Here is a 21,345-nt window from a genome sequence, read left to right as displayed (position 1 = left end):
CTCAGTTCTCGGCCGCCGCGGCTTCCACGGGCGCCGAGTCCAGCGGGACCTGGCGCTGCGGGAGCAGATCGAGCACCGCCTGGCGGTGTGCCTCGCTGGTGGCGTCGTCGAACGGATCCGGCGTGGCCGGGACCTGGAGGCGGAGCACAGGACCTGTGCCCAGGCGGGCATAGCCCCGGCCGGGCGGGACGGCCGCGGCGGGCGTGGTGTGCGGCGGGGCGCCGAGCACCGCCTCCACCTGCTCGGGCGAGGCCTGGCCGAGCACCACCCGGGCGCGGGTGTGCTGGCGTACGGGGTCGCTGAGCGTGTCCAGGGTGTCGAACTGCTCGGCCACGACCACGGTGACGTTGGCCGCCCTGCCGTGCCGCAGGGGGACCTGCAGCAGCTGCTGCGGATCGGTGCGTCCGTCGGCGGCGGCGAGGTGGCCGAAGATGCTGGGCCGGTCGAGGAGGATCCAGAGTGGGCGTCTGGTGTCCTCGGGAACGGCGTGACCCGCCTGCCTGGCCCGGTTGGCCGAGATCAGCCGGCGCTCGGTCTCGTGCGCGGCCCATTCCAGGGTGGCCAGGGCTCCGGCCAGACCGCACTCGACGGCCAGGACGCCGCTGCGTCCGGTGAGGCAGGCGTACTCGCCCGTACCGCTGCCCTCGATGATCAGCACGTCGCCGTAGCGCAGCGTCTGCAGCGCGATCGACCGCATCAGCGACGTGGTGCCGCTGCCGGGCTCGCCGACGACCAGCAGATGAGGCTCCGTCGAGCGTGCTCCCGTACGCCAGACGACCGGCGGCGCGTCGAAGGTCTCCTCGCCGTCCGTCACCGGGACGGTGCGCTGCACCGCGCCCGCGTCGGTGAACCCGAGAACCGTTTCTCCGGGGGTGGTGACGAAGGGCTGGGCGGCGATCGAGGTGGACAGGGCGGGCAGCACGCTCATGACGAGGTGGTTGCCCTCCTCGTCCCAGGCGAAGTGGTATTCGCGGCCGCGCCCCGACTTGGCGTGCAGGAGCTGCTCGATCCGGGCGCGGGAGGCGGCTTCGCCGTCGGGGAAGTACGCGGGGTACTTCACGTGCAGCGTGCTGATCCGCCCGTCCTCGTCGAATTCATAGTCGCTGAAGGCCTTGTCCCACTCGCCGCCGTGGGCGAAGAGCGGAGCGGGGTCCTCCGGCACCGAGAAGTACGGCACCAGGGCCTCGTAGAGGGACTGCAGGCGCCCGGTCTCCGCCTCGTCGGGACCGGTCTGCACCGGGACGCGTTCCCGGCCCTTCCAGGCGGCCGCGGCCATCACCGTGATCAGGGCCAGCAGTGGCCCGTACGGGATGAGCGCGACCACCAGGACGCAGGCGGCGGCCAGGAACAGCGCGGGACCGCGCCGCTCCTTGGGCAGGGACGCCCATTTCTGCCGCCCGCCGGCTACCAGTTTCCGCAGACCACGACTGATCGTGATCAGCGGATGCAGGACGTCGGTGGCGCTGTCGGCGGCCGTTCGCGCAATCTCGCGGCTGCGGGTGATCGAGGCACTGCTGCTGCTCAGAATGCGGGGGAGTGGTCGCCGGGCCACGTCTGTCTCCAGGGGTGATGGGGGTGGTGGGGAGAGGTCAGAACTTGATCCCGCCCAAGAGGCTGGCGAGGCTCGCGCCTCCGGCCTTGATGCTCGGGGCGATGGCGGTGCCCGCGAGGTAGAAACCGAAGAGGGCGCAGACGAGCGCGTGTGACGCCTTGAGTCCGTCTTTCCTGAAAAAGAGGAAGACGATGATTCCGAGCAGCACCACGCCTGAGATCGACAGGATCATGAGGGGTTCTCCTGGTTGTGGGGACAGTCACCATGAGTTCTTCCAGGCTCACAGAAAGTATCTATGCGATAAAAGGTGCAAATGGGTGGTTTTGCGAGAATTTCACTGGACTGGAGTACGTCGGTCCGCCACTCGGGCGGATGGTGTGCTGCTGGTCACGACGGTGATCACGGTCGCGGTGATCTTTGCCACCGCCGGGCCGGGTCATGTCCTCCGGCGGGCAGTACCCTGGCGATTCACTCGTACGGCTGTGATGTCGTGCTCAGCAGAGAGGCGGTCCGTCCGATGGGCGAGGCACCGGATCCCGAGGTCATCGAGCTGGCGACGAAGGTCTTCGACCTGGCGCGCCGGGGCGAGGCCGAGCCGCTCGCCGCGTATGTGGACGCGGGAGTTCCGGCCAACCTCTGCAACGACCGGGGGGACTCGCTCGTGATGCTCGCCGCCTACCACGGCCATGCCGCCGCGGTGGAGGCCCTGCTGGCGCGTGGCGCGGATGCGGACCGGGCCAACGACCGCGGGCAGACCCCGCTCGCCGGTGCCGTCTTCAAGGGTGAGGACGCGGTGATCCGCGCACTGCTCGCCGGTGGCGCGGATCCGGCGGCCGGAACACCGTCCGCGCTGGATACCGCGCGGATGTTCGGGAAGACGGAGCTGGTGGAGCTGTTCAGCGCCTCATGAGAGCGCTGCACGTAAATGTGGTCGCGGCGGTCAATACGGCTGGGTCATCATGACGTCGCGGGCCCGATTCGGGCCACCGACGAGAGGCAGGAAGATGGTCTACACCAAGCAAGAGACGGCGGGCAGCCGAGCATGTTGTCGCGCGGCCAGGTAATCCACGATTTCCGGTTGCGTCGACAGCTTGATGTGAGGCTTCTTCCATGTTTGATCCAGTCATAGCGCCGAGCGGCACGTTGCTCGGTCTCCTCCAGAGGGGCCGGGGCGACGGCACGCTGCACGCGCTCGCAGCGCCCCGCGCGGAAGCGCTGGCGGCTCTGAACCACTGTGTCGTGAGCGATCCCCGCCACGACTGGCAGGTCGAGAACCGCTCTCTGTACTACGCCCGCCTGTATCTGGATCTCGACGGCGGGCTCGAAGAGATCGCACTGCACCTCTTCGGCGCCGAGGACCTGCTCGACGGCGAGGACACCAGGACCGGACTCGCGCTCGCCGTGCTCGGGCACCTTGCCTCGTACGGCAGGAACGACGCCCTGGGGCTGCTGCGGCGCTACGCCGCGACCGGCGCCAATTGGGCCTGGGCTCTCGACGAACTTGCCCTGCGCGACGACGACGCGGGGCTGCGCGCCCTGGCCGCGCCCGTCCTGGCCAGATACCCCCGTACCCCCGAGGGCGAGGCCGAACTGGCCGCCGCCGTACGGGACTCCTTCGAGCCCCGCCCCTGGCGGCTGTGGGCGCAGGATCCGCGGGAGTCGGTCGGGACGCGCGTGCGGGCGGCGCAGGAGCAGGGCTCCTTCGACCGATGGCAGCGGCAGATGCGACCGACCGGGCCGAGGCCCGGCTGGAGCGTCCAGGCCGTCTTCGACTGGGCGCAGCAGGGGCTCGACCGCGGCACGGAGCTGCATCTGCCCGCGGCGCGGTGCCTGACCGCCGTCGCGGGGCCCGAGGACCGGGCCTCGATCGTGGAGGCCGCACGCGGTGGCACGGACGGGGCGCGCGGCGCTTCGCTGCACTACCTCGCCGAGTCGCGGGACCCCGTCGTACTCGATCTCATCGAAGGCGCCGTCAACACCGGAAGCCGTACCGTCGCCGAAGCTGCCGTGTCCGCCTTCGAGCGGATGTGCGGCGAGGATGCCGTGGACCGGGCGCGCGGCTGGGTCCACCGGCCCGATGCCCTTGGCGGCTCCGCCGCAGGGGTGCTCGCCTGCCGGGGCGGCGCGCAGGACGCCATGCTGGTGCTCGGTGCGCTGCGGGAGACCGTACGGGCCGACGGTCCCGACGCGCCGCTGCTCTGGACGCTCGTCGACGGCGCGGGGCGGCTCGGCATCGCCTGTGCCGCACCCGTACTGCGCCATGTGTACCGGGAGACCGCCTCCTCGCACCTGCGCGGCAACGCGGCCCGTGCGCTCGCCTCCACCGATCCGTCCTTCGGCTCCGGCTTCGCGGTCGAGTGCCTGTGGGACTGTGAGGAGACGACCAGGGAAGTGGCCGCGCACCATGCCGAGACCGGTGATGTACGCGTGGTGGACCGGCTGCGCAGGCTCGCCGCCGATCCGGCCGAGGAAGCCGAGGTGCAGACGGCTGTACGCAGTCGGATCACCCCCGAAGGCAGCGCATTCTGAACGAAGTTGACCGGGATCGAGCGCAAAAGCTCATGGGACGTTCGACGCGAGGAAAGATCCTCGTTGGCCCAGCCACCCCGGGCGCGGCGACAACACACATATGCGTGTCGTCATCGTCACCGAATCCTTCCCGCCCGACGTCAACGGTGTGGCCCACTGCACCCTGCAGACCGCCGCACACCTCACCGCGCGCGGTCATGAACCGCTCGTCATAGCCCCGGCAGCGGCCACAGCCGCCGCTGATGCCGGCGCACCCTGCCCTGTCGTACGTGTGCCGTCCGTGCCGCTGCCCGGATACCCGCAGGTACGCCTCGCGCTGCCGACCCGGCGGATCGCCGCGGCACTGGTCGCGCACCGTGCCGAACTCGTCCATCTGGCCAGCCCGTTCGTCCTGGGCGTACGCGGTATGGCCGCCGCCGCACGGCTCCGGATTCCGGCCGTCGCCGTCTACCAGACCGACCTGGCCGGCTATGCCCGTACGTATCTGGGCACCGGGGAGACCACCGCCTGGCGGCGCATCCGTGCCGTGCACAGCGCCGCCGACCGGACTCTCGCCCCCTCGACGGCGGCCCTCCAGGAGCTGCGGGCGCACGGGGTGCCGCGCGTGCGGCTGTGGCCCCGTGGCGTCGACACCGATCGGTTCCGGCCCGGGCGGCGCAGCGCCGCGCTGCGCCGGGAGCTCGCGCCGGGCGGGGAGCTCATCGTGGGCTACGTCGGGCGACTGGCCCCCGAGAAACACGTCGAGCTGCTCAGCGGGGTCTGCGGGCTCGAGGGCATACGCCTTGTGGTCGTCGGCGACGGGCCGAGCGAGCCGTCGCTGCGGGCCGCGCTGCCGGGCGCCGTGTTCCTCGGGCGCAGGACCGGGGGCGAACTCGCCCGGATCTTCGCCTCGCTGGACGTCTTCGCGCACACCGGACCGTACGAGACCTTCTGCCAGACCGTGCAGGAGGCCATGGCGAGCGGAGTGCCCGTCGTCGCCCCCGCCGCCGGCGGGCCGATGGACCTCGTCGACCACGGCAGGACCGGACTGCTGGTGCCGCCCTGGGACGCCGACGCTGTACGGACCGCCGTCTGGGCGCTCTCCGGCGACCCCGGGCTCAGGCAGGCCTACGGAACGGCGGGCCGCGCGGCGGTCGAGGGGCGGACCTGGGCGGCCGTGGGGGATGCCCTGCTGGGCCACTACGCCGAGGTGCTGGCCGCACGGACGGCGGTTGCGGCATGAGCGGGGCGCTGCGCATCGTGCGGCTGGCGAATTTCGTCACTCCGGCCTCGGGCGGTCTGCGCACCGCGCTGGCCGAGCTGGGGAAGGGGTATCTGGCGGCCGGTCACGAACCTGTGCTGGTGGTTCCGGGTGCGTACGAGAGCGACGAACTGACCGCGCAGGGGCGGGTGATCACCCTGCCGGGGCCGGTGCTGCCGGGAACCGGCGGCTACCGGGTGCTCGCCGACCGGCAGCGGGTGCGCGCGGTCCTCGAAGGGCTGGCGCCCGACCGGATCGAGGTTTCTGACCGTACGACGCTGCGGTGGACGGGCGAGTGGGCGCGGCGCGGCAGGGTGCCCTCGGTGATGGTCTCGCACGAGACCGCCGACGGGGTGCTGCGGACCTGGGGAGTGCCGCCGGGTGTGGCCGCGGGCGCCGCCGACCGGCTCAACCGCCGTAGCGCGTGGGCCTATTCGCGCATCGTGTGCACGACGGAGTGGGCGGAGCGCGAGTTCGTGAGGATCGGGGCGCGCAATGTCCTGCGAGCGCCACTGGGCGTCGATCTGCGGCGGTGGAGGCCGGGGCGGCGCAGTGCCGTGCTGCGGGCCCGGCATGTGCGCGGCGGTGCGGTGCTGCTCGTCCTGTGCTCGCGGCTGTCCGTCGAAAAGCGGCCGGGCATCGCCCTGGACGCGCTGCGCGTGCTGCGCCGGCGCGGCGTGCGGGCCACGCTGGTGGTGGCCGGGGACGGGCCGCTGCGCAGGTCACTGGAGCGCAGGGCCCGCGTCGAGCGGCTGCCCGCCGTGTTCCTGGGGCATGTGGCCGACCGGGAGGAACTGGCGGATCTGCAGGCCGCCGCTGACATCGCCCTGGCACCGGGGCCCGCCGAGACCTTCGGGCTCTCGGCGCTGGAGTCGCTGGCCTGCGGCACGCCGGTCGTCGCGAGTGCCACCTCGGCGCTGCCCGAGGTGGTGGGGGACGCGGGGGTGGCCGCCGTGGACACCGGCCGGGGCTTCGCCGACGCCGTGCAGGAGCTGCTTCGGCGGGACGCGGCGTCGCGTCGCGGGGCGGCCCGGGCGCGCGCCGAACTCTTCGGGTGGCAGCGGTCGGTGGATGCCTTTCTCGCGGCGCACGAGGCGCCGGAGCGGGTCCGTACGGGGGAGGTGCGATGAAGACGTTCCGCTTCGCGGCGCTCGGCGACTCGCTGACCGAAGGGGTCGGAGATCCGGTGGACGGCGGCTGGCGCGGGTGGGCGGCGCTGCTCGCCGCCGGGCTCGCACCGGCCGAAAGCCCGGTGGAGTTCCGTAACTTCGCGGCGAGCGGGGCGCAGACCGGCGATGTGGTGGCACGGCAGTTGCCCGCCGCCCTGGAGTTCGGGCCCGATCTGGTGTCGGTGGTGGTCGGGGTGAACGACACCTTGCGCTGCACCTTCGACATCCACGAGGTCGCGGCCCGACTCGACCTGCTCTGCGGGGAGTTCGCCTCGCGCGGGGCGCTGCTGATGACCGCGTGCCTGCCCGATCCCGGGACGATGCTGGGCCTGCCCGGTGTGCTCGGGCGGCCGCTGGCCAGACGGCAGCACGCCGTCAACGCGGTCGTGCACGAGCTGTCGCGGCGGTACGGAGCCGTGCATCTGCATGCTGCCGACGGCGAGTGGGTGAGCGACCGGACGATGTGGAGCGCCGACCGGCTGCATCCGGGGGAGCGGGGGCACCGGATGCTGGCGGTCCGGTTCCATGCGCGACTCGCCGACGCGGGGCTCGAGTTGGGCGAGGCACCGGCGTCGGAACCGGAGCAGTCCGGACCCACCCGGTCGGCGAGCCTCTTGTGGCTGGCCACGGCGGGGACGGGGTGGCTGGCGCGGCGGTGCACCGATCTGCTGCCGCAGCTGATGCGGCTCACGGCGCAGGAGATACGGCACCGGGCGCGCGGCACCAGCCTGGGGCTCGATCTGGGGACCGCGCACGCGGTGGCGTCCGCGCTGTCCGCGCTTCCGGGTCCTGAGGCGGTCTGATCAGGTGCGACGGAGGAGGGGCAGGAAGATCACGGGGGTGCCGGGTGCGGCCTGGGCGGCCGCCGGGAGGTGTTCTTCGGGGACCACGCCGAGCACCGGATAGCCGCCGGTGACGGGATGGTCGGCGAGGAAGACGACAGGAAGACCGTCGGGCGGCACCTGGACGGAGCCCAATGTCATGCCCTCGCTGGGGAGTTCGCCGGTTCTGCTGCGCTTCAGGGGCGGGCCCTGGGTGCGCAGTCCGATGCGATTGCTCGCCGAGGACACCTGGTAGCGGGCCCGCGCGAGATTCCGCACGGCGGGTGGGGCGAACCAGTCGTCGCGCGGACCGAGGTGCAGCGGCAGGACGAGCTCGGCGGGCGGTGCGGGCGTCGCGAGCGCGTCGACGCCGGTGGAGGGCGCGTGCGGGGCGCCGAGCCCCAGCGTCAGGCCTGCGGTGAGCGGTGCGGGCCCCAGGCCGGACAGGAGGTCGGTGGCGCGGCTGCCGAGTACGGGTTCGGCGTCGATGCCGCCGCGGACGGCGACGTAACTCCGTACGCCCGTCACGGCGCGGCCCACATCGAGGACGGATCCGGCGGGGACGCGGAACGCGGCGCCCCAGGGCGCGGGCCGGCCGTCGACACGTACCGGACAGGGAGCCCCCGTCACCGCCACCGTGACGGTGACCGCGGCCCGCAGGGCGGTGCCGTCGACCGTGGTCTCCAGGGTGGCCGCCTCCGGGGCGTTGCCCGTCAGGAGATTGGCGAGGCGGTGCGCGCGGGGATCCAGGGCGCCCGAGCGCGGGACACCCAGGTGCGCGTGGCCGGGCCGGCCCAGGTCCTGGACCGTGGTCAGGGCTCCAGGGCGTACGACTTCGAGGCTCATCGCGCCGCCCCGAGCAGGGTGAAGCGGACGCGCGTGCCGGGCGAGAGGAGCGCCGCGGGCTCGCGCGAGGAGTCCCAGAGGACCGTGTCCGTGGAGCCGATCAGCTGCCAGCCGCCGGGGGAGGAGCGGGGGTAGACACCCGCGAACTCGCCTGCGAGGGCGAGCGATCCGGCGGGGACCGCGGTCCGCGGGGTCGCGCGGCGGGGCAGGTGGAAGCGGGCGGGGAGACCGGTGAGATAGCCGAAACCGGGGGCGAATCCGCAGAAGGCGACGCGGAAGGCGGTGCCGGTGACGATGCGGGGCACGTCGTCGGGGGAGACGCCCCAGAGGCCGGCGACCTCGGCCAGGTCGGGGCCGTCGAAGCGCACCGGGACGTCGGTCTCCGGGCCGTCCGCCGCGGACAGCGCGGGGATGTCCCAGTGGGCCAGCTGCCCGGCCAGTTCGCGCGGCCGGTCGAGGCCGTCGAGGAGAACGGTCCTGGCGGCGGGGACGATGTCGCGTACGGCGGGGAGCGTGCCGGCATCCCGGCGGCGGAGCAGCTCGGCATGGAGTGCCTCGACGTTCTGGGCCGAGCCGAGTTCGACGAGCAGGGCGTGCTCGCCCATGGGCAGCGTCTTCATCCGTATGCTCACGCGAAAGGCTCCAACTCGACGCCTGCTGCGGTCAGTTCGCGGCGCACGCGCTGGGCGAGTGCGGCCGCGCCGGGTGTGTCGCCGTGCAGGCACAGGGACTTCGCGTGCACGGCGAGTGGTTCGCCGGTGATCGCGGTCACCGACCGGTCGCGCGCCATGGTCAGCGCGCGGGCGACGACCGCGTCGCCGTCGTGGATCACCGCACCCGGCTCGGTGCGCGGCACCAGCGTGGACCGGGCGGTGTACGCGCGGTCGGCGAACGCCTCCTCGACGGGCGGCAGCCCGGCCTTCGCGGCGGCGGCGAGGAGCAGCGACCCGGGCAGGCCGAGCACCGGCAGCCCGCCGCCCGCGATCCGTACTCCCGCGACGACGGCAACCGCCTGGTCCTCGTCGTGCACCGTGCGGTTGTAGAGCGCGCCGTGCGGTTTGACGTACGCGACCCGGGATCCGGCCGCGCGCGCGAAAACCTCCAACGCGCCGATCTGATACGCCACTTCGTCGGCCAGCTCGCCCGCGGGGACGTCCATGGCGCGCCGCCCGAAGCCCGCCAGGTCGCGGTAGGAGACCTGCGCGCCGATCCGGACTCCGCGCTCGGCGGCCAGTTCGCAGACGCGGCGCATCGTGGACGGGTCGCCCGCATGGAATCCGCAGGCGACGTTGGCGCTGGTGACCACGGAGAGCAGGGCCTCGTCGTCGGTGAGCGTCCAGCGGCCGAAGCCTTCGCCGAGGTCGGCGTTGAGGTCGATCGTGGTCATCTCGGTCCTTCCTGGAGCCGGAGCGCGTCGAGGACGGTCCGGCAGGCGTCCTGGAGATAGCGGTGCAGCTCGTCCTGCGCATCGGCCGTACGTCCTGCGGCCAGCAGGTCGGCGATGGTGCGGTTGCGGCCCAGGAACGGTTCGTGGAGCAGACGCTGCGACGGCGTGGCGACGAAGGCGAGGCGCTGTTCCGTGAGGAGTCCGGCCAGACAGGTGTCGGTGCGCGGGCTGCGGGCCAGGGCGCCCAGCGCCTGGTGGAAGCGGAGGTCGGCGGTGCCGACACCGGGCCAGTCGGTCGCCTGGGCGCAGCTCTCGCCGTCGGTGACGGCCGCGCTCACGGCGTGCAGGTATGCGGCGGGGGCTGTCTTCGCCGCCTGTACGCCCGCGGATTCCAGGGCGGTCCGTACGGCATAGATGTCGGCGATGTCGGCAGCACTCGGCCGCGCGACGAAAACGCCGCGATTCGGCTCATGGGCGACCAGACGGCCGTGGGCGAGCAGCCGGAACGCCTCCCGCAGCGTGTTGCGCGAGACGCCCATCGCCTCGCCCAGCGCTTCCTCGGAAAGCCGCGTCCCCGGGGTCAGCGTCCCCTGGGCGATGCGCTCGCGCAGGAGGTCGGCGGTGCGCTGTGCGGTGCTCGCCATGGGGACTCCGGGACGCCGTGGGATTGTTCAACAAAAGCTTAGCCCGGTCGCGGCAGGCCTGTCGCGGGCGAGGTTCCGCCGGCTGCCGAATCGTTTGAGTGAGCTGCCCCATCCGCGCCGTTTCGACCGTTGTCAGTGGGAGGACCTAATCTGTCCGTCGTGACATCGCCTGCCTCGACCGCCTCGACGGAATTCATTCCGCCCCAGCTCAGCGCGGGGCCGCGGCCCGCACAGGGCCCGGCCGCCGACGAAGGGCTCGCGCGGCGCCTTCGTGCGCTCGCGTGCACCGCACCACTGCACGACCTCGACGTACGCAAGGCCAATCTGGCCGGTGAGTACTCGGTCTATGCGATGGCGGAGGTCGCGCTCGCCGCCATCGACCTGGTCACGCTCAACATGGACTTCGACACCGGTGCCGACCACGACCAGATAATCGCCAGGCTGCTGCCGCGCGTCGCGGCCCAGGCCCCCGGGCGTCCCGCCGCCGAGCACGAACGGGTCGCCCGCTGGGTCCTGGAGAACCTGATCAATGTGGGGAGCGTCGACCGGGGCTTCCGCGCGGTCTATGGGACGTTCGGGCCCGACGGTGCGTACACCCGGCGCGATTACGACTTCAAGCTCGTCGAGGAGGTGCCCGGCCACGGCGGCACCGTCTATCTGCGCACCACCGACGAGGCGGTCAACGTACTGGTCGGCGCGCTCGACACCGATGTGACCAGCGCCCAGATCGCCGCCGAGGTCAAGCTCGAAGTGCTGATCAACCGCGGACGGCTCGCCGACGCCCAGCTCGCCGCCGAGCAGGCCAGATACCGCACCGTGCAGTACGCCGAGACGCTCCGCAGGACCCTGGAGGCGACCCGGCGCAATGTGCGCGCGGTCGACTGGCTCAACGCCGTCCCGGACATGATCGCCGAGGCGCTCGACCACGTCGCCGACCGGTACCGCCACGAGAACGCGATCCTCACCAACATCCGCAAGGCGCGCGACGAGGCCGAGACAGGCTTCGACCCGAAGACGGCGGAACACAAACGGCGGGCCGCCGAGCTGGTCGACATCGTCAAGGACTGCATCCGCCGCCACACCCAGCTGCAGTCCAGGCTCCTCGAAGCGGGCCCGCTGTTCCGCGCCGAGCAGGACCGGCAGGCCTTCGCCGCACCCACCACGAGTGCAGGTCTCGACCTGTACGGACAGCTCCTCGCGCCCCTGCTGCCGCTGCCCGTGGAACAGGCGCGCCGGGTCACGGACGCGTTCTTCGCGCGCGGCACGGGGCTGCGCACCCCCGTGTCCGTACGCATGGGCGACCTGGTCGACATACTGCTGACCCCGCCGACCGAGCGCGAACACCTGGGCGCGGAGATGCCCGAGCCCGATCTGATCGCCACCCCCGACGACAGCCGCTTCAGCGAGGAGCAGCTCGCGAGCGCCATGGAGCTCCTCGACCTGGAGCACGACGCACCGCGCAGGCTCTCCGGTCTGCTCGCCGAAGCGCGCAGGCGCGATCCCGAACTGCCGTATTTGGTGGCCCTGCTGGCGATCCACGCGGCCAGCCCGCCGGTCGGCACCGCCTACCGGCAGGGCGAGGAGCGGCTGCTGTTCGCCGTCGACGACGGGACCGAACTCGACGACCCCGAGTTCGGCGGCGCCGACCTGATCGTGGGGACCGCCCTCCTCGACACGGCCTCGATGGCCGCGGGCCGGACGGAGGCGGCATGAGCATGAGTTGCGTACACGACCGAGATGCCAGTACGGACATGACCGAGGAGCCGCAGCCGTGAGCGAGAGCCACGCCGAGCACACCGCGTGGAGCGAGCCGGCCACCACGGACACCGTGGAGGCCCACCGGACTCCCGCACCACCCGCCGCCGTCACGCCGGCCGATGCCGCGGACGCCGCGCGGCTCGTCGCCTTCGGGCTCCAGCCCAAGCTGCAGCCCGCGCGCGACGCCGACTATGCGGAGCTGCTGCGCCGTTACCGCGACGAGTCCGCCTTCGCGCGGCTCGCGGACGCGGTCGCGGCCGGCCTCGGCCTGATCGTCCTGGAAGTCTCGACCCGGGCAGGGATGGCCGTGACGGCCGGGGAGGACTCGGTCTTCGCCGTACGGATGGGCGACTACGCCCGGCGCACGGCCGCGGACTCCGCCGACCGCTTCCTGCACGGGCTCGCCCACCTGGCCGTCGCCGCGATGTCCTTCCCCCGCCCCGAAGACCTCGCCGACGACGGCTACATCGGGCGCATCACGGTCAACGGCGTCGACGCGTTCGTACGCCAGGCCTGCCGGCGCCTCGAGGAGCGCGCCGACGAGCTGGGCGAGAACACCGACCCGGCCAGCGAGGCCCCGGGGCTCGAAGCGGCCTGGCGGATCTACGCCCGGCGCAGCGCCACCGGCGCCACCAAGGACGCACGGCGGCTCGCCGGATCCACCACCGGGATCGTGGGCAAGGCCGTCGCCTTCCTCACCGACTCCGGATTCCTGCAGCGCACCGGTGACGACGCCGGAGGCGCGTACCGCACCACCGCCCGCTACCAGCTCCAGGTCCGCGACATGGCCGGCACCGCCGCCATGGCCGAACTCCTCGAACTGGGTGTGGTCACGGTGACCGACGGCACCGCCACGCTGGTCATGCCGTCCGACCCCGAAGACCTCGAACTGGCCGCCGACGCCGGTCTGCCCTTCCACTCCTGAACTGACGAGAGTCCGCCGCCATGTACGAGCTGTCCCGGGTCCGTCTCTACTCCATCGGACCTGCCGGTGCGCGCTACGCCGACACCGTCCTCGACCTGCGCGGAGTGGGCGCGCCCGTGCCCCATCCGGCGCCCGCGCAGGCGGAGTTCTTCGCCGAGGAGCCGGTCGGCCCGCCGCGCCGGCCCGCCCCGGCCGGAGTGCTCTTCCTGGAGAACGGCGGCGGCAAGTCCGTACTGCTGAAGCTGATCTTCTCGGTGATGCTGCCCGGTCACCGCAACACCCTCGGCGGCGCCAGCTCCGGCGTCCTGCGCAAGTTCCTGCTGGCCGACGACTGCGGGCATGTCGCGCTGGAGTGGCAGCACACGATCACCGGCGAGACGGTCGTCGTCGGCAAGGCGAGCGAATGGCGGGGGCGGCAGGTCTCCAACGACCCGCGGAAGTTCGCAGAGGGCTGGTACTCCTTCAGGCCCGGGCCCGGACTCAGCCTCGACTCGCTGCCTGTCGCCGAATCCACCGCCGTACGACCGCCGGTGGAAGGTGCTTCGGGGGCGCGCGGGCGGCGCCGCACCATGAAGGGTTTCCGCGACGCGATCACCGAGTCCGGCAAGGCCTACCCGCATCTGGACGTGCACTGGGAGGAGATCCACGACCGCTGGAACGAGCACCTCGGCCACCTGGGTCTCGACCCCGAACTCTTCCGCTACCAGCGGGAGATGAACGCCGACGAGGGCGAGGCGGCGGGCCTCTTCGCCGTCAAGAAGGACTCCGACTTCACCGACCTGCTGCTGCGCGCCGTCACCGACACCCGTGACACCGACGGCCTCGCCGACCTGGTCGGCGGCTTCGGCAACAAGCTCGGCCGGCGCGCCGAACTCACCGCAGAACGGGACTTCACCGCAGGCTCCGTCGACCTCCTCGGCCGGATCGTGGAGGCCACCGCCACCCGCGCGCGGGCCAGGGACATCCACGCGGGCTCCGAGCGCCGTACACGCACCCTTGCCCGCAGGCTCTCGGCCCGCGCCGCCGAGGAGCGCGGGCGCGCCGCCGACCTCGCCCAGCAGGTCACCTCCGCGGCCCACACGGTCACCGAGGCCGAGTCGGTCCGGGGCCGCTGCTCGCTGATCGCCGCCGAACTCGCCTACCGGCACGCTTCGCTGGCGCTGACCGTCGCGGAGAAGTCCGCCGCGGCGCAGCGCAAGGAACTGGCCGACGCCCGCACGCTGCACTCCGCCTGGCAGGCGGCCGAGGTCGTCCTCCGCTCCCGTGCGGCCGCCGACCGTTCGGCCCGGGTCGCCGTGGCGATCCGCGAGGCGGAGCGGGACGCCGCGCCCGCGCTGGCCGCACGCGCCACCGCTGCCGTCGACCTCGTACGGGCACTGCACACGGCCGCCGAGGGCGGCGAGCGTGTCGCGGGCGAGCAGGAGGAGCGCTCCGCCGCACTCCAGGAGGCCGGCGAGGCCGCGCACCGCGATGCCACCGCGGCCGCCACCGAGGCGCAGCGCGCCCGCAGCGAGGCAGGTCACCTGCGTCAGCGGCTCGCCGAAGTCGAGCAGGAGACCGCCGAGGCCGTACGGGCGGGATGGCTCGACGACACCGCCCCCGACGCCGACCCGGCCCGCGCCGCGCTGGCGGCCAGCGACGCCGAGAAGACCGCGGTCGCGGCCTGGGACGCGGCACGCGAGGCGGCCCGTACGACGGGCGACCGCGCCAAGGAAGCCGCAGCCGAGGAGAACCGCGCCGCTCTCGTGGCCGCCCGGGCCGCGGACGCGGCGACCGCCGCCGAGCATGCGTACGAGGCGGAGCGCCGTACGGCACAGTCCATCGCGGCGGACGCCCGCCTGGGCGAACTGCTCAGCCTGCCGCCGGCGGTCGCCGCCGGGCTTCCCGGGCCCCGCCGTGGCACGGCGGACACCGAAGGCGCCGAGAGTGCTGCCGTCAGCGGCGAAGTGCCTTTCACCGCAGAGGAGTTGGACCGCAGCGCCGATGAGCTGCGGAGCCTGCTGGAGACGGGCGTCACCGGCGCCGAGCGGCAGCTCTTCGAACTGCGCACGGCTGCCGCCGACGACGCCCGGATCCTGGGGGCATTGGGCGACGGCGGGCTGCTGCCGGCCGGTCCCGACGTCCTGGCAGCCGTCGAGTACCTCGGCGAGCACGGCATTCCCGCTCTGCCGGGCTGGCGCTACCTCGCCCAGGCCGTCGACCCGGCCGACCACGCCGCGGTCCTCGCCGCCCGCCCCGAACTGGTCGACGGTGTGGTCATCACCGACGCCGCCGCGCACACCCGGGCGCGCGAAGTCCTCAGCGGCGCGGCCCTGTTGCCGCGATCCGCCGTCGCCGTCGGAACCACCGCCGCCCTCCTGGCGCCTGTTCCCGGGGCGGGGACGGGCGTCGACGGTGATGTCTTCCTCGTACCGCCGAATCCGGCCATGCACGACGAGCACGCAGCCGACGAGGAGCGTCAGGCGCTCCGCTCCCGTACGGCCGAGCGCGACGAGGAGATCCGTACCCTCGCCGCCCGGCTCGCGGGCGACCGCACGCTCGCCGCCCGGCTGGGTTCCTGGCGCGCGGACTGCCCGCCCGGGATGCTCGCCGAGCTCGCGGAGACCGCCGGGTCCGCCCGCGCGACGGCCGAGACGGCCGAGGCCGCCCTCGCCGAGGCCCGTACCGTACGGGCGGAGACCGAAGAGGCCGCCGCCGACGCCGCGCGGGTACGGGACGAGCGCCAGGACACCGCGCAGCGCGCACGGCGCGTGGCCGACGTGCTGGCCGGGCTGGCCTTCCGGCTGCGCGAGCGCGCCGGATGGCAGGCGAAACTCCGCGAACTGGCGGACGAGGCAGCCGAGTCGGAGGCGCGCGCCACCACCTGTCTGGAGCGGGCCAGGGCCGCCGACGAGGACCGCAGGGCCGCCCAGCGCACCGCCGACGACGCGCACCGCACGGCCCGCGCCCTGCGCGCGGAGCGTGCCGAGATCGCCGGTGTGCCCGAGAACATCCCCGACCCGGAGCCCGGCGCACCGCGCACGGCCCTGCCCGCCCTGCGCGAGGCCTACCGGGCCGCGTCCCAGCTGTACGAGAAGGTCGGGGTGGGCGCCGACCTCCGAGCAGAGCAGGCCAGGGCAGAGAGCGACGAGAGCGCGGCCCTCGCCGAGCTCGACCGGCTGACGAACAAGGTCCGCACCCGCGCCGCCCAGCTCCTCGAATCCACCGACGGCGCCGACGGGCCGTCCCGGCAGGCGGCCGCGGCCCGCGCCGAATCCCTCGTGCAGATGCTGGAGACCAGGGCCTCGACCGCGAGCGAGCACCTCGGGCGGCTGCGCGGCGAGGCCGAACGCCTCGCCCCCGCCGACGGCCAGGACATGCACACCGGGCTTCCCGACGAGAAGGTGCCGGCCGACGCGGATGCCGCCCAGGTTCTGCTGCGGACCGCCACGGCCGAACTGGCCGCCTGCACCGACGCACTGGAGACGGCCCGCGCCGCCCACGCCGAACTGCTGCACGCACACCGGGTGTCGGAGGACGCGGCGGGCGGCTTCGAGGAGACCGCGGCCCTGCTGCGCGATCTGCTCCGGGACCACCACGAGGACGAGGCGGACGAAGCCCCCGAGCCGTACCCCGGCACTCTGGACGAGGCGCGTGGATCCGCCACCGAGGCCCGCCGCTCACTGCGCGGCTGCTCCGCAGACCTCTCCGCGGCCGAAGGTGCCGTACGGGAGGCGAGCGACATCCTCGTACGGCACGCCAACTCCACCCGCTACGAGCAGGTGCGCACCCCCGCCCGCCAGCAGATCCGCGAACTCCCCGCCTCCGCGCTGCCCGAGCACGCCGAGAAGTGGGCCGCGGCCTTCGCACCCCGGCTGCGTGTCCTCACCGACGAACTCGAGCAGCTGGAGCGCAACCGCGACTCCATCGTCGACCGGCTGCGCGGCCTGGTGGAATCCGCGCTGACCACCCTGCGCTCCGCCCAGCGGCTCTCGCAGCTGCCCGAAGGCCTCGGCGAATGGTCGGGCCAGGAGTTCCTGCGGATCCGCTTCGAGGAGCCGGACCAGGCGACCCTCACCGAGCGCCTCGGCGAAGTGATCGACGAAGCGACCCGCGCCGCCCTCAAGAAGAACGCGGCGGCAACCCACGCGGAGGGCCGCAGGGACGGAATGTCGCTGCTGCTGCGCGGTGTTCAGGCAGCACTGGAGCCCAAGGGCATCGCCGTCGAGATCCTCAAGCCGGATGCGGTACTGCGCGCCGAGCGGGTCCCCGTCGGGCAGATGGGCGACGTCTTCTCCGGCGGCCAGCTGCTGACCGCCGCCATCGCCCTGTACTGCACGATGGCCGCTCTGCGCTCCAACGACCGTGGCCGCGACAAGCACCGTCACGCGGGAACGCTCTTCCTCGACAATCCGATCGGCCGCGCCAACGCCACGTATCTGTTGGAACTCCAGCGGGCGGTCTCCGACGCTCTGGGCGTCCAACTGCTCTACACCACCGGGCTCTTCGACACCACGGCGCTCGCGGAGTTCCCCCTGGTGATCCGGCTGCGCAACGACGCGGACCTCAGGGCCGGGCTGAAGTACATCAGCGTGGAGGAGCACCTGCGGCCCGGACTGCCGCAGCAGGACCCCGAGGGCGAGGTCGTGCACGGCGAGATCACCGCGACGCGGATGTTCAAGCGCACCACGGCAGCCGCCGGGCAGGACGCCTGAGCGGGCGGGCAGGCGCCCGCATCACACCCGTTGCGGGACCCGGCGGGACCCGGCGGTGCTCAGGACTGCGGCGACAGCCGGCCGGAGCCCCGCCGGCGTATCCGCTCGGCGTCCCGCACTTCCTGTCGCGCCGCCCCCCGGGCCTGGCGGCGCTCGCGCCGCAGCCGTCGTGCCGTACTGCTCGGGACCGACACCACACCATTGCGCTGGTTCCACACCTGACGCGTGACCCAGACGTCCAGCACGCTCCAGGTCGCGACCACCGTGCTGGCCACACTGCTCACCACCATCGGGAAAGCCAGCCAGGAGCCGGTGATGGTCGACAGGAACGCCACCATCGCCTGGATCGTCGTCAACGAGACGATCAGCACAGCGCGCACCGCTGACGTACGCACAGGATCGGGCAACCGTGGCCGCACAGCGGGCTCTTCGACCCACAGCGGACGCAGCGTGTCCCTTTCGCCGCCCTCTTCGAAGCTCATGGACCCCTCACTCCCCGGCGCAGTCCGACACCCCTACGGCTGCCCGGCTTGCGACGTTTTACGCGCCGCTCCGTCCCTCGTACAGAAAGACGAACGGCCCGCTCCGAAAATTCCCGGCCAGGGACAATCCCGGTCATCCATCCCCACAAAGCGGGTGTGAGGCAGGTGGCATATGGTCAACAGCCGTGCCATTGGCCGAAAATGGCCCGGACGTGTCTTCGAGTTACCTGTGTGGCAGTAGTAGGCTCACGCCGTTTGTTGCCGGATTACCACCCCGCCTCGCGGGGTTGAGCTGGGGGAGGCCATGCGCTTTCGCGGGAAGTCCATCCGCCGGAAGATCGTGGCGTTGTTGCTGGTCCCACTTGTCGCTTTGACGGCAATATGGGCCTTCGCCGTTTTCCTCACCGGGCGGGACGCCCTTCAACTGATGCGTACGGGAAGCATCGTTGAGGATGTGGGCTACCCCCTCGTCGACTCCGTCCAGGAGATCCAGGAAGAACGGGCACTGACGCTGCGCTATCTCGCGGACCCGGGGGCCTCTGACGTCCTCACCGCCCTGCGGCAGCAGCGCCTGTCCACCGACTCGGTCCTCGCCACGCTGCGCAGCAACGCGGAGCACAGTGACGGGAGTTCGGACCTCTCGAAGAGCGACGCGAATCAACTGAGCTCCATCCTGGACGGATTCGCGGCCCTCGGCGCGCTGCGGCAGAACGCGGGAGACCACTCGGTCACCCGTCGCGATGCCTACGCCCAGTACAACCGGCTCGTCGACCCGGTCCTCGACTTCCTGCTCGCCCTGCCGACGCTCAACAACTCCGAGCTCGACAAGCAGGCCCGCGCACTCATCGGCATCAGCCGGGCGCGCGAGGCACTCTCCCGCGAGGACGCGCTCTTCGGCTCCGCACTGGTCGCCGGGCGCATGGACCCCAGGGACCTGCGCGACATGGAGGACCTGTCCACCGCGCGGACGGTCTACTACACCGTGAGCCTGGCCCAGCTCCCCCGGCATGACCGCGACGCCTTCAACGCGTACTGGAAGGGCCCCAGGACGGTCTCCCTGCGCAACGCCGAGACCAACGCCTTCACCGCGGGATCGGCCGGAGCCGCGCATTCCATCCCCGCCGACCGCTGGAAGGCGACCGCGTCGACGGCCCTCAGCGACCTCGACCGGATGGGCACCGACGCGCGCGCGTCCTTCAAGGACCGGGTCAAACCGGCCGCCGTCAACGTCATCGTCAAACTCGCGGTCGCCGCCGCCCTCGGCATCGCCGGTCTGACGGTCTCCCTCATCGTGTCCGTACGCATCGGCCGCGAACTGGTCCGCGACCTGCGCCGCCTCCGCAAGGAGGCCCACGAGGTCTCCGGGGTGCGCCTCCCCAGCGTGATGCGCCGTCTCGCGTCGGGCGAACTGGTCGACGTGGAGACCGAGGCACCGCGCCTGGACTACGAGAAGGACGAGGTCGGCCAGGTCGGCCAGGCCCTCAACACCCTCCAGCGCGCCGCGGTCGAAGCAGCCGTACGCCAGGCCGACATGCGCCGCGGAGTCTCCGAGGTCTTCGTCAACCTCGCCCGCCGCAACCAGGTCCTGCTGCACCGCCAGCTGACCCTCCTGGACACGATGGAGCGCCGCACCGAGGACACCGAGGAGCTCGCCGACCTCTTCCGCCTCGACCACCTCACCACCCGCATGCGCCGCCACGCCGAGGGCCTGGTGATCCTCTCCGGAGCATCGCCCTCCCGCCAGTGGCGCAAGCCGGTCCAGCTGATGGACGTCGTACGGGCGGCGGTCGCCGAGGTCGAGGACTACGAGCGCATCGAGGTACGAAGGCTCCCGCGCATCGGCGTCGGCGGCCCCGCGGTCGCCGACCTCACCCACCTGATCGCCGAACTCCTCGAGAACGCCACGGTGTTCTCGCCCCCGCACACAGCGGTCCAGGTGCACGGCGAGCGCGTGGCCAACGGCTTCACTCTCGAAATCCACGACCGCGGCCTCGGCATGCCCGCCGAAACACTCCTGGACGCCAATCTCAGGCTCGCCGAGACCCCCGAGTTCGAGCTCTCCGACACCGACCGGCTCGGCCTCTTCGTGGTCAGCCGTCTCGCCCAGCGCCAGAACGTCCGCGTCTCGCTGCAGCAGTCGCCGTACGGGGGGACGACCGCCGTGGTCTTCATCCCGGTCGCCCTGCTCACCGATGCCGCCGACATCGACACCAACGGCGTCGGTTTCCGTCTCGACCGCAAGGCCCCGGGACCGGCCGCCGAGCCGAAGGCGCGTGGCGCGCTGTCCCCGGTCCCGGCCGGGCTCCAGAGCCCGCTGCCCGTCATCGACGGGCCCGTCGAACTCGAGCCGCCCATCGACGTGTTGTCGTACGAGCAGACACCTTTCGGGGACGAGGACAGCGAGCCGGGCGGAATCTTCCGCGGCCGCGAACAGCACCAGCAGGCGCCCGACCAGGCACCCCGGGCGAGCGAGTCGGCACGCCCCGACGCGACCGTGCCGCTGCTGCCCAGGCGCCGCAAACCGCAGCCGCCCACCCTGGTCTCCGACCACGGCCGGCGGGTGGACGTACCGGCTCCCCGGGCCGCCGAGCCCGCGACGGGTCCTGTACCGGCCGCATCGGTGGACGCCCTGCCCCGCAGGGTGCGCCAGGCGAACCTGGCGCCGCAGCTCAGGGAAGCGGCCGCGAGCGAACCGCCCGCGGACATCATCGACGACACCGAACGCGACGCAGACGAAGTACGCAGCCGGATGGCCTCGCTCCAGCGCGGCTGGCAACGGGGCCGCGAGCAGAACGGTGAGCACGTCACCGGCGGCCCGGCCGACACAGCACCAGGAAACACATCGGAGGGGACCGGTCGATGACCGCATCGAACGCCGCAGCACAGAACGCCACAGGGAGCTCCGGTGAGCTCAACTGGCTTCTCGACGAACTCGTCCAGCGAGTCGGCTCCATCCGCAAGGCGCTGGTGCTCTCCGGCGACGGTCTGCCCACCGGCGCCTCCAAGGAGCTGACCCGCGAGGACAGCGAGCACCTGGCCGCCGTCGCCTCGGGCTTCCACAGCCTGGCCAAGGGGGTCGGCCGCCACTTCGAGGCGGGCAGGGTCCGCCAGACCGTCGTCGAGCTCGACGACGCCTTCCTGTTCGTCACGGCGGCCGGGGACGGCAGCTGTCTGGCCGTGCTCTCCGACGCCGACTCCGACGTCGGCCTGGTCGCCTACGAGATGACGCTGATGGTCAAGCGCGTCGGCGCCCACCTCGCGACCGCGCCACGTTCCGGCCTGATAGCCGGAGGGTGAG

16 protein-coding genes and 1 pseudogene are annotated in these 21,345 nt (G+C 72.6%); 10 read left to right on the top strand and 7 right to left on the bottom strand.

Annotated elements, in window-relative coordinates; all coding sequences use genetic code 11:
* Window position 1 precedes the first annotated feature (1 nt).
* Both AB0H78_RS14530 and AB0H78_RS14525 read right to left on the bottom strand, forming a co-directional pair.
* Complete coding sequence (locus AB0H78_RS14530) at window positions 2-1,552, bottom strand: hypothetical protein (protein ID WP_363234713.1); 1,551 nt, start codon at window positions 1,550-1,552, stop codon at window positions 2-4.
* Between the two features lie 37 nt (window positions 1,553-1,589).
* Entirely contained in the window at window positions 1,590-1,784 is a 195-nt protein-coding gene (locus AB0H78_RS14525; RefSeq protein WP_018534760.1) for a hypothetical protein, read from the bottom strand.
* Window positions 1,785-2,069: 285 nt separating this feature from the next.
* On the opposite strand from AB0H78_RS14525, the gene AB0H78_RS14520 reads away from it, so the two are divergent.
* The 5 genes from AB0H78_RS14520 (at window position 2,070) to AB0H78_RS14500 (ending at window position 7,293) form a co-directional block, all read left to right on the top strand.
* Complete coding sequence (locus tag AB0H78_RS14520; RefSeq protein WP_363234712.1) at window positions 2,070-2,462, top strand: ankyrin repeat domain-containing protein; 393 nt, start codon at window positions 2,070-2,072, stop codon at window positions 2,460-2,462.
* A 200-nt stretch (window positions 2,463-2,662) separates the two neighbouring features.
* Window positions 2,663-4,081 (top strand): HEAT repeat domain-containing protein, encoded by a 1,419-nt coding sequence (locus AB0H78_RS14515; RefSeq protein WP_363234711.1) that lies wholly within the window; start codon window positions 2,663-2,665, stop codon window positions 4,079-4,081.
* Between the two features lie 100 nt (window positions 4,082-4,181).
* Window positions 4,182-5,303 carry a glycosyltransferase family 1 protein gene (locus tag AB0H78_RS14510; RefSeq protein WP_363234710.1) on the top strand — a complete coding sequence of 374 codons (1,122 nt, stop codon included), beginning with the start codon at window positions 4,182-4,184 and terminating at the stop codon, window positions 5,301-5,303.
* On the top strand, window positions 5,300-6,451 hold the full coding sequence (locus AB0H78_RS14505; RefSeq protein WP_363234709.1) for a glycosyltransferase: 1,152 nt from the start codon (window positions 5,300-5,302) through the stop codon (window positions 6,449-6,451). The genes AB0H78_RS14510 and AB0H78_RS14505 overlap by 4 nt, the downstream gene beginning before the upstream one ends.
* Window positions 6,448-7,293: an SGNH/GDSL hydrolase family protein gene (locus tag AB0H78_RS14500; protein ID WP_363234708.1), complete on the top strand. Its 846-nt coding sequence runs from the start codon at window positions 6,448-6,450 to the stop codon at window positions 7,291-7,293. Before AB0H78_RS14505 ends, AB0H78_RS14500 begins: the two co-directional genes overlap by 4 nt.
* Here the strand turns inward: AB0H78_RS14500 and AB0H78_RS14495 are convergent, their stop codons facing one another.
* From AB0H78_RS14495 to AB0H78_RS14480, 4 genes are read right to left on the bottom strand one after another with little or no spacing between them, the layout of a single operon-like run.
* Entirely contained in the window at window positions 7,294-8,157 is an 864-nt protein-coding gene (locus AB0H78_RS14495) for a biotin-dependent carboxyltransferase family protein (protein ID WP_363234707.1), read from the bottom strand.
* The gene (locus AB0H78_RS14490) at window positions 8,154-8,777 is read right to left on the bottom strand and encodes an allophanate hydrolase subunit 1 (RefSeq protein ID WP_363235146.1); all 624 of its coding nucleotides are present in this window, start codon (window positions 8,775-8,777) and stop codon (window positions 8,154-8,156) included. Before AB0H78_RS14490 ends, AB0H78_RS14495 begins: the two co-directional genes overlap by 4 nt.
* 8 nt (window positions 8,778-8,785) lie before the next feature.
* Complete coding sequence (locus AB0H78_RS14485; RefSeq protein WP_363234706.1) at window positions 8,786-9,544, bottom strand: 5-oxoprolinase subunit PxpA; 759 nt, start codon at window positions 9,542-9,544, stop codon at window positions 8,786-8,788.
* Complete coding sequence (locus AB0H78_RS14480; RefSeq protein ID WP_363234705.1) at window positions 9,541-10,188, bottom strand: GntR family transcriptional regulator; 648 nt, start codon at window positions 10,186-10,188, stop codon at window positions 9,541-9,543. Before AB0H78_RS14480 ends, AB0H78_RS14485 begins: the two co-directional genes overlap by 4 nt.
* Window positions 10,189-10,347: 159 nt before the next feature.
* Between AB0H78_RS14480 and AB0H78_RS14475 the strand changes: the two genes are divergently transcribed.
* From AB0H78_RS14475 to AB0H78_RS14465, 3 genes are read left to right on the top strand one after another with little or no spacing between them, the layout of a single operon-like run.
* On the top strand, window positions 10,348-11,901 hold the full coding sequence (locus tag AB0H78_RS14475) for a hypothetical protein (protein ID WP_363234704.1): 1,554 nt from the start codon (window positions 10,348-10,350) through the stop codon (window positions 11,899-11,901).
* 58 nt (window positions 11,902-11,959) lie between these two features.
* Window positions 11,960-12,871, top strand: coding sequence for a hypothetical protein (locus AB0H78_RS14470; RefSeq protein WP_363234703.1), 912 nt, complete (start codon window positions 11,960-11,962; stop codon window positions 12,869-12,871).
* 20 nt (window positions 12,872-12,891) lie between these two features.
* Window positions 12,892-17,565: a hypothetical protein gene (locus tag AB0H78_RS14465; protein WP_363234702.1), complete on the top strand. Its 4,674-nt coding sequence runs from the start codon at window positions 12,892-12,894 to the stop codon at window positions 17,563-17,565.
* Window positions 17,566-17,624: 59 nt separating this feature from the next.
* Here the strand turns inward: AB0H78_RS14465 and AB0H78_RS14460 are convergent.
* Window positions 17,625-18,011: pseudogene (locus AB0H78_RS14460) on the bottom strand (hypothetical protein); the annotation flags it as partial.
* Between the two features lie 340 nt (window positions 18,012-18,351).
* Between AB0H78_RS14460 and AB0H78_RS14455 the strand changes: the two are divergent.
* Window positions 18,352-20,910, top strand: coding sequence for a nitrate- and nitrite sensing domain-containing protein (locus AB0H78_RS14455; protein WP_363234701.1), 2,559 nt, complete (start codon window positions 18,352-18,354; stop codon window positions 20,908-20,910).
* Window positions 20,907-21,344 carry a roadblock/LC7 domain-containing protein gene (locus AB0H78_RS14450; protein ID WP_329114179.1) on the top strand — a complete coding sequence of 146 codons (438 nt, stop codon included), beginning with the start codon at window positions 20,907-20,909 and terminating at the stop codon, window positions 21,342-21,344. The genes AB0H78_RS14455 and AB0H78_RS14450 overlap by 4 nt, the downstream gene beginning before the upstream one ends.
* The last annotated feature ends 1 nt before the right edge of the window (window position 21,345 follow it).

The sequence above is a fragment of the Streptomyces sp. NPDC050738 genome, assembly GCF_040654175.1.
GTDB lineage: Bacteria > Actinomycetota > Actinomycetes > Streptomycetales > Streptomycetaceae > Streptomyces.
The sequence above is the reverse complement of the archived record's forward strand: the minus strand, read 5'-3'. Positions and strand labels throughout refer to the sequence as shown.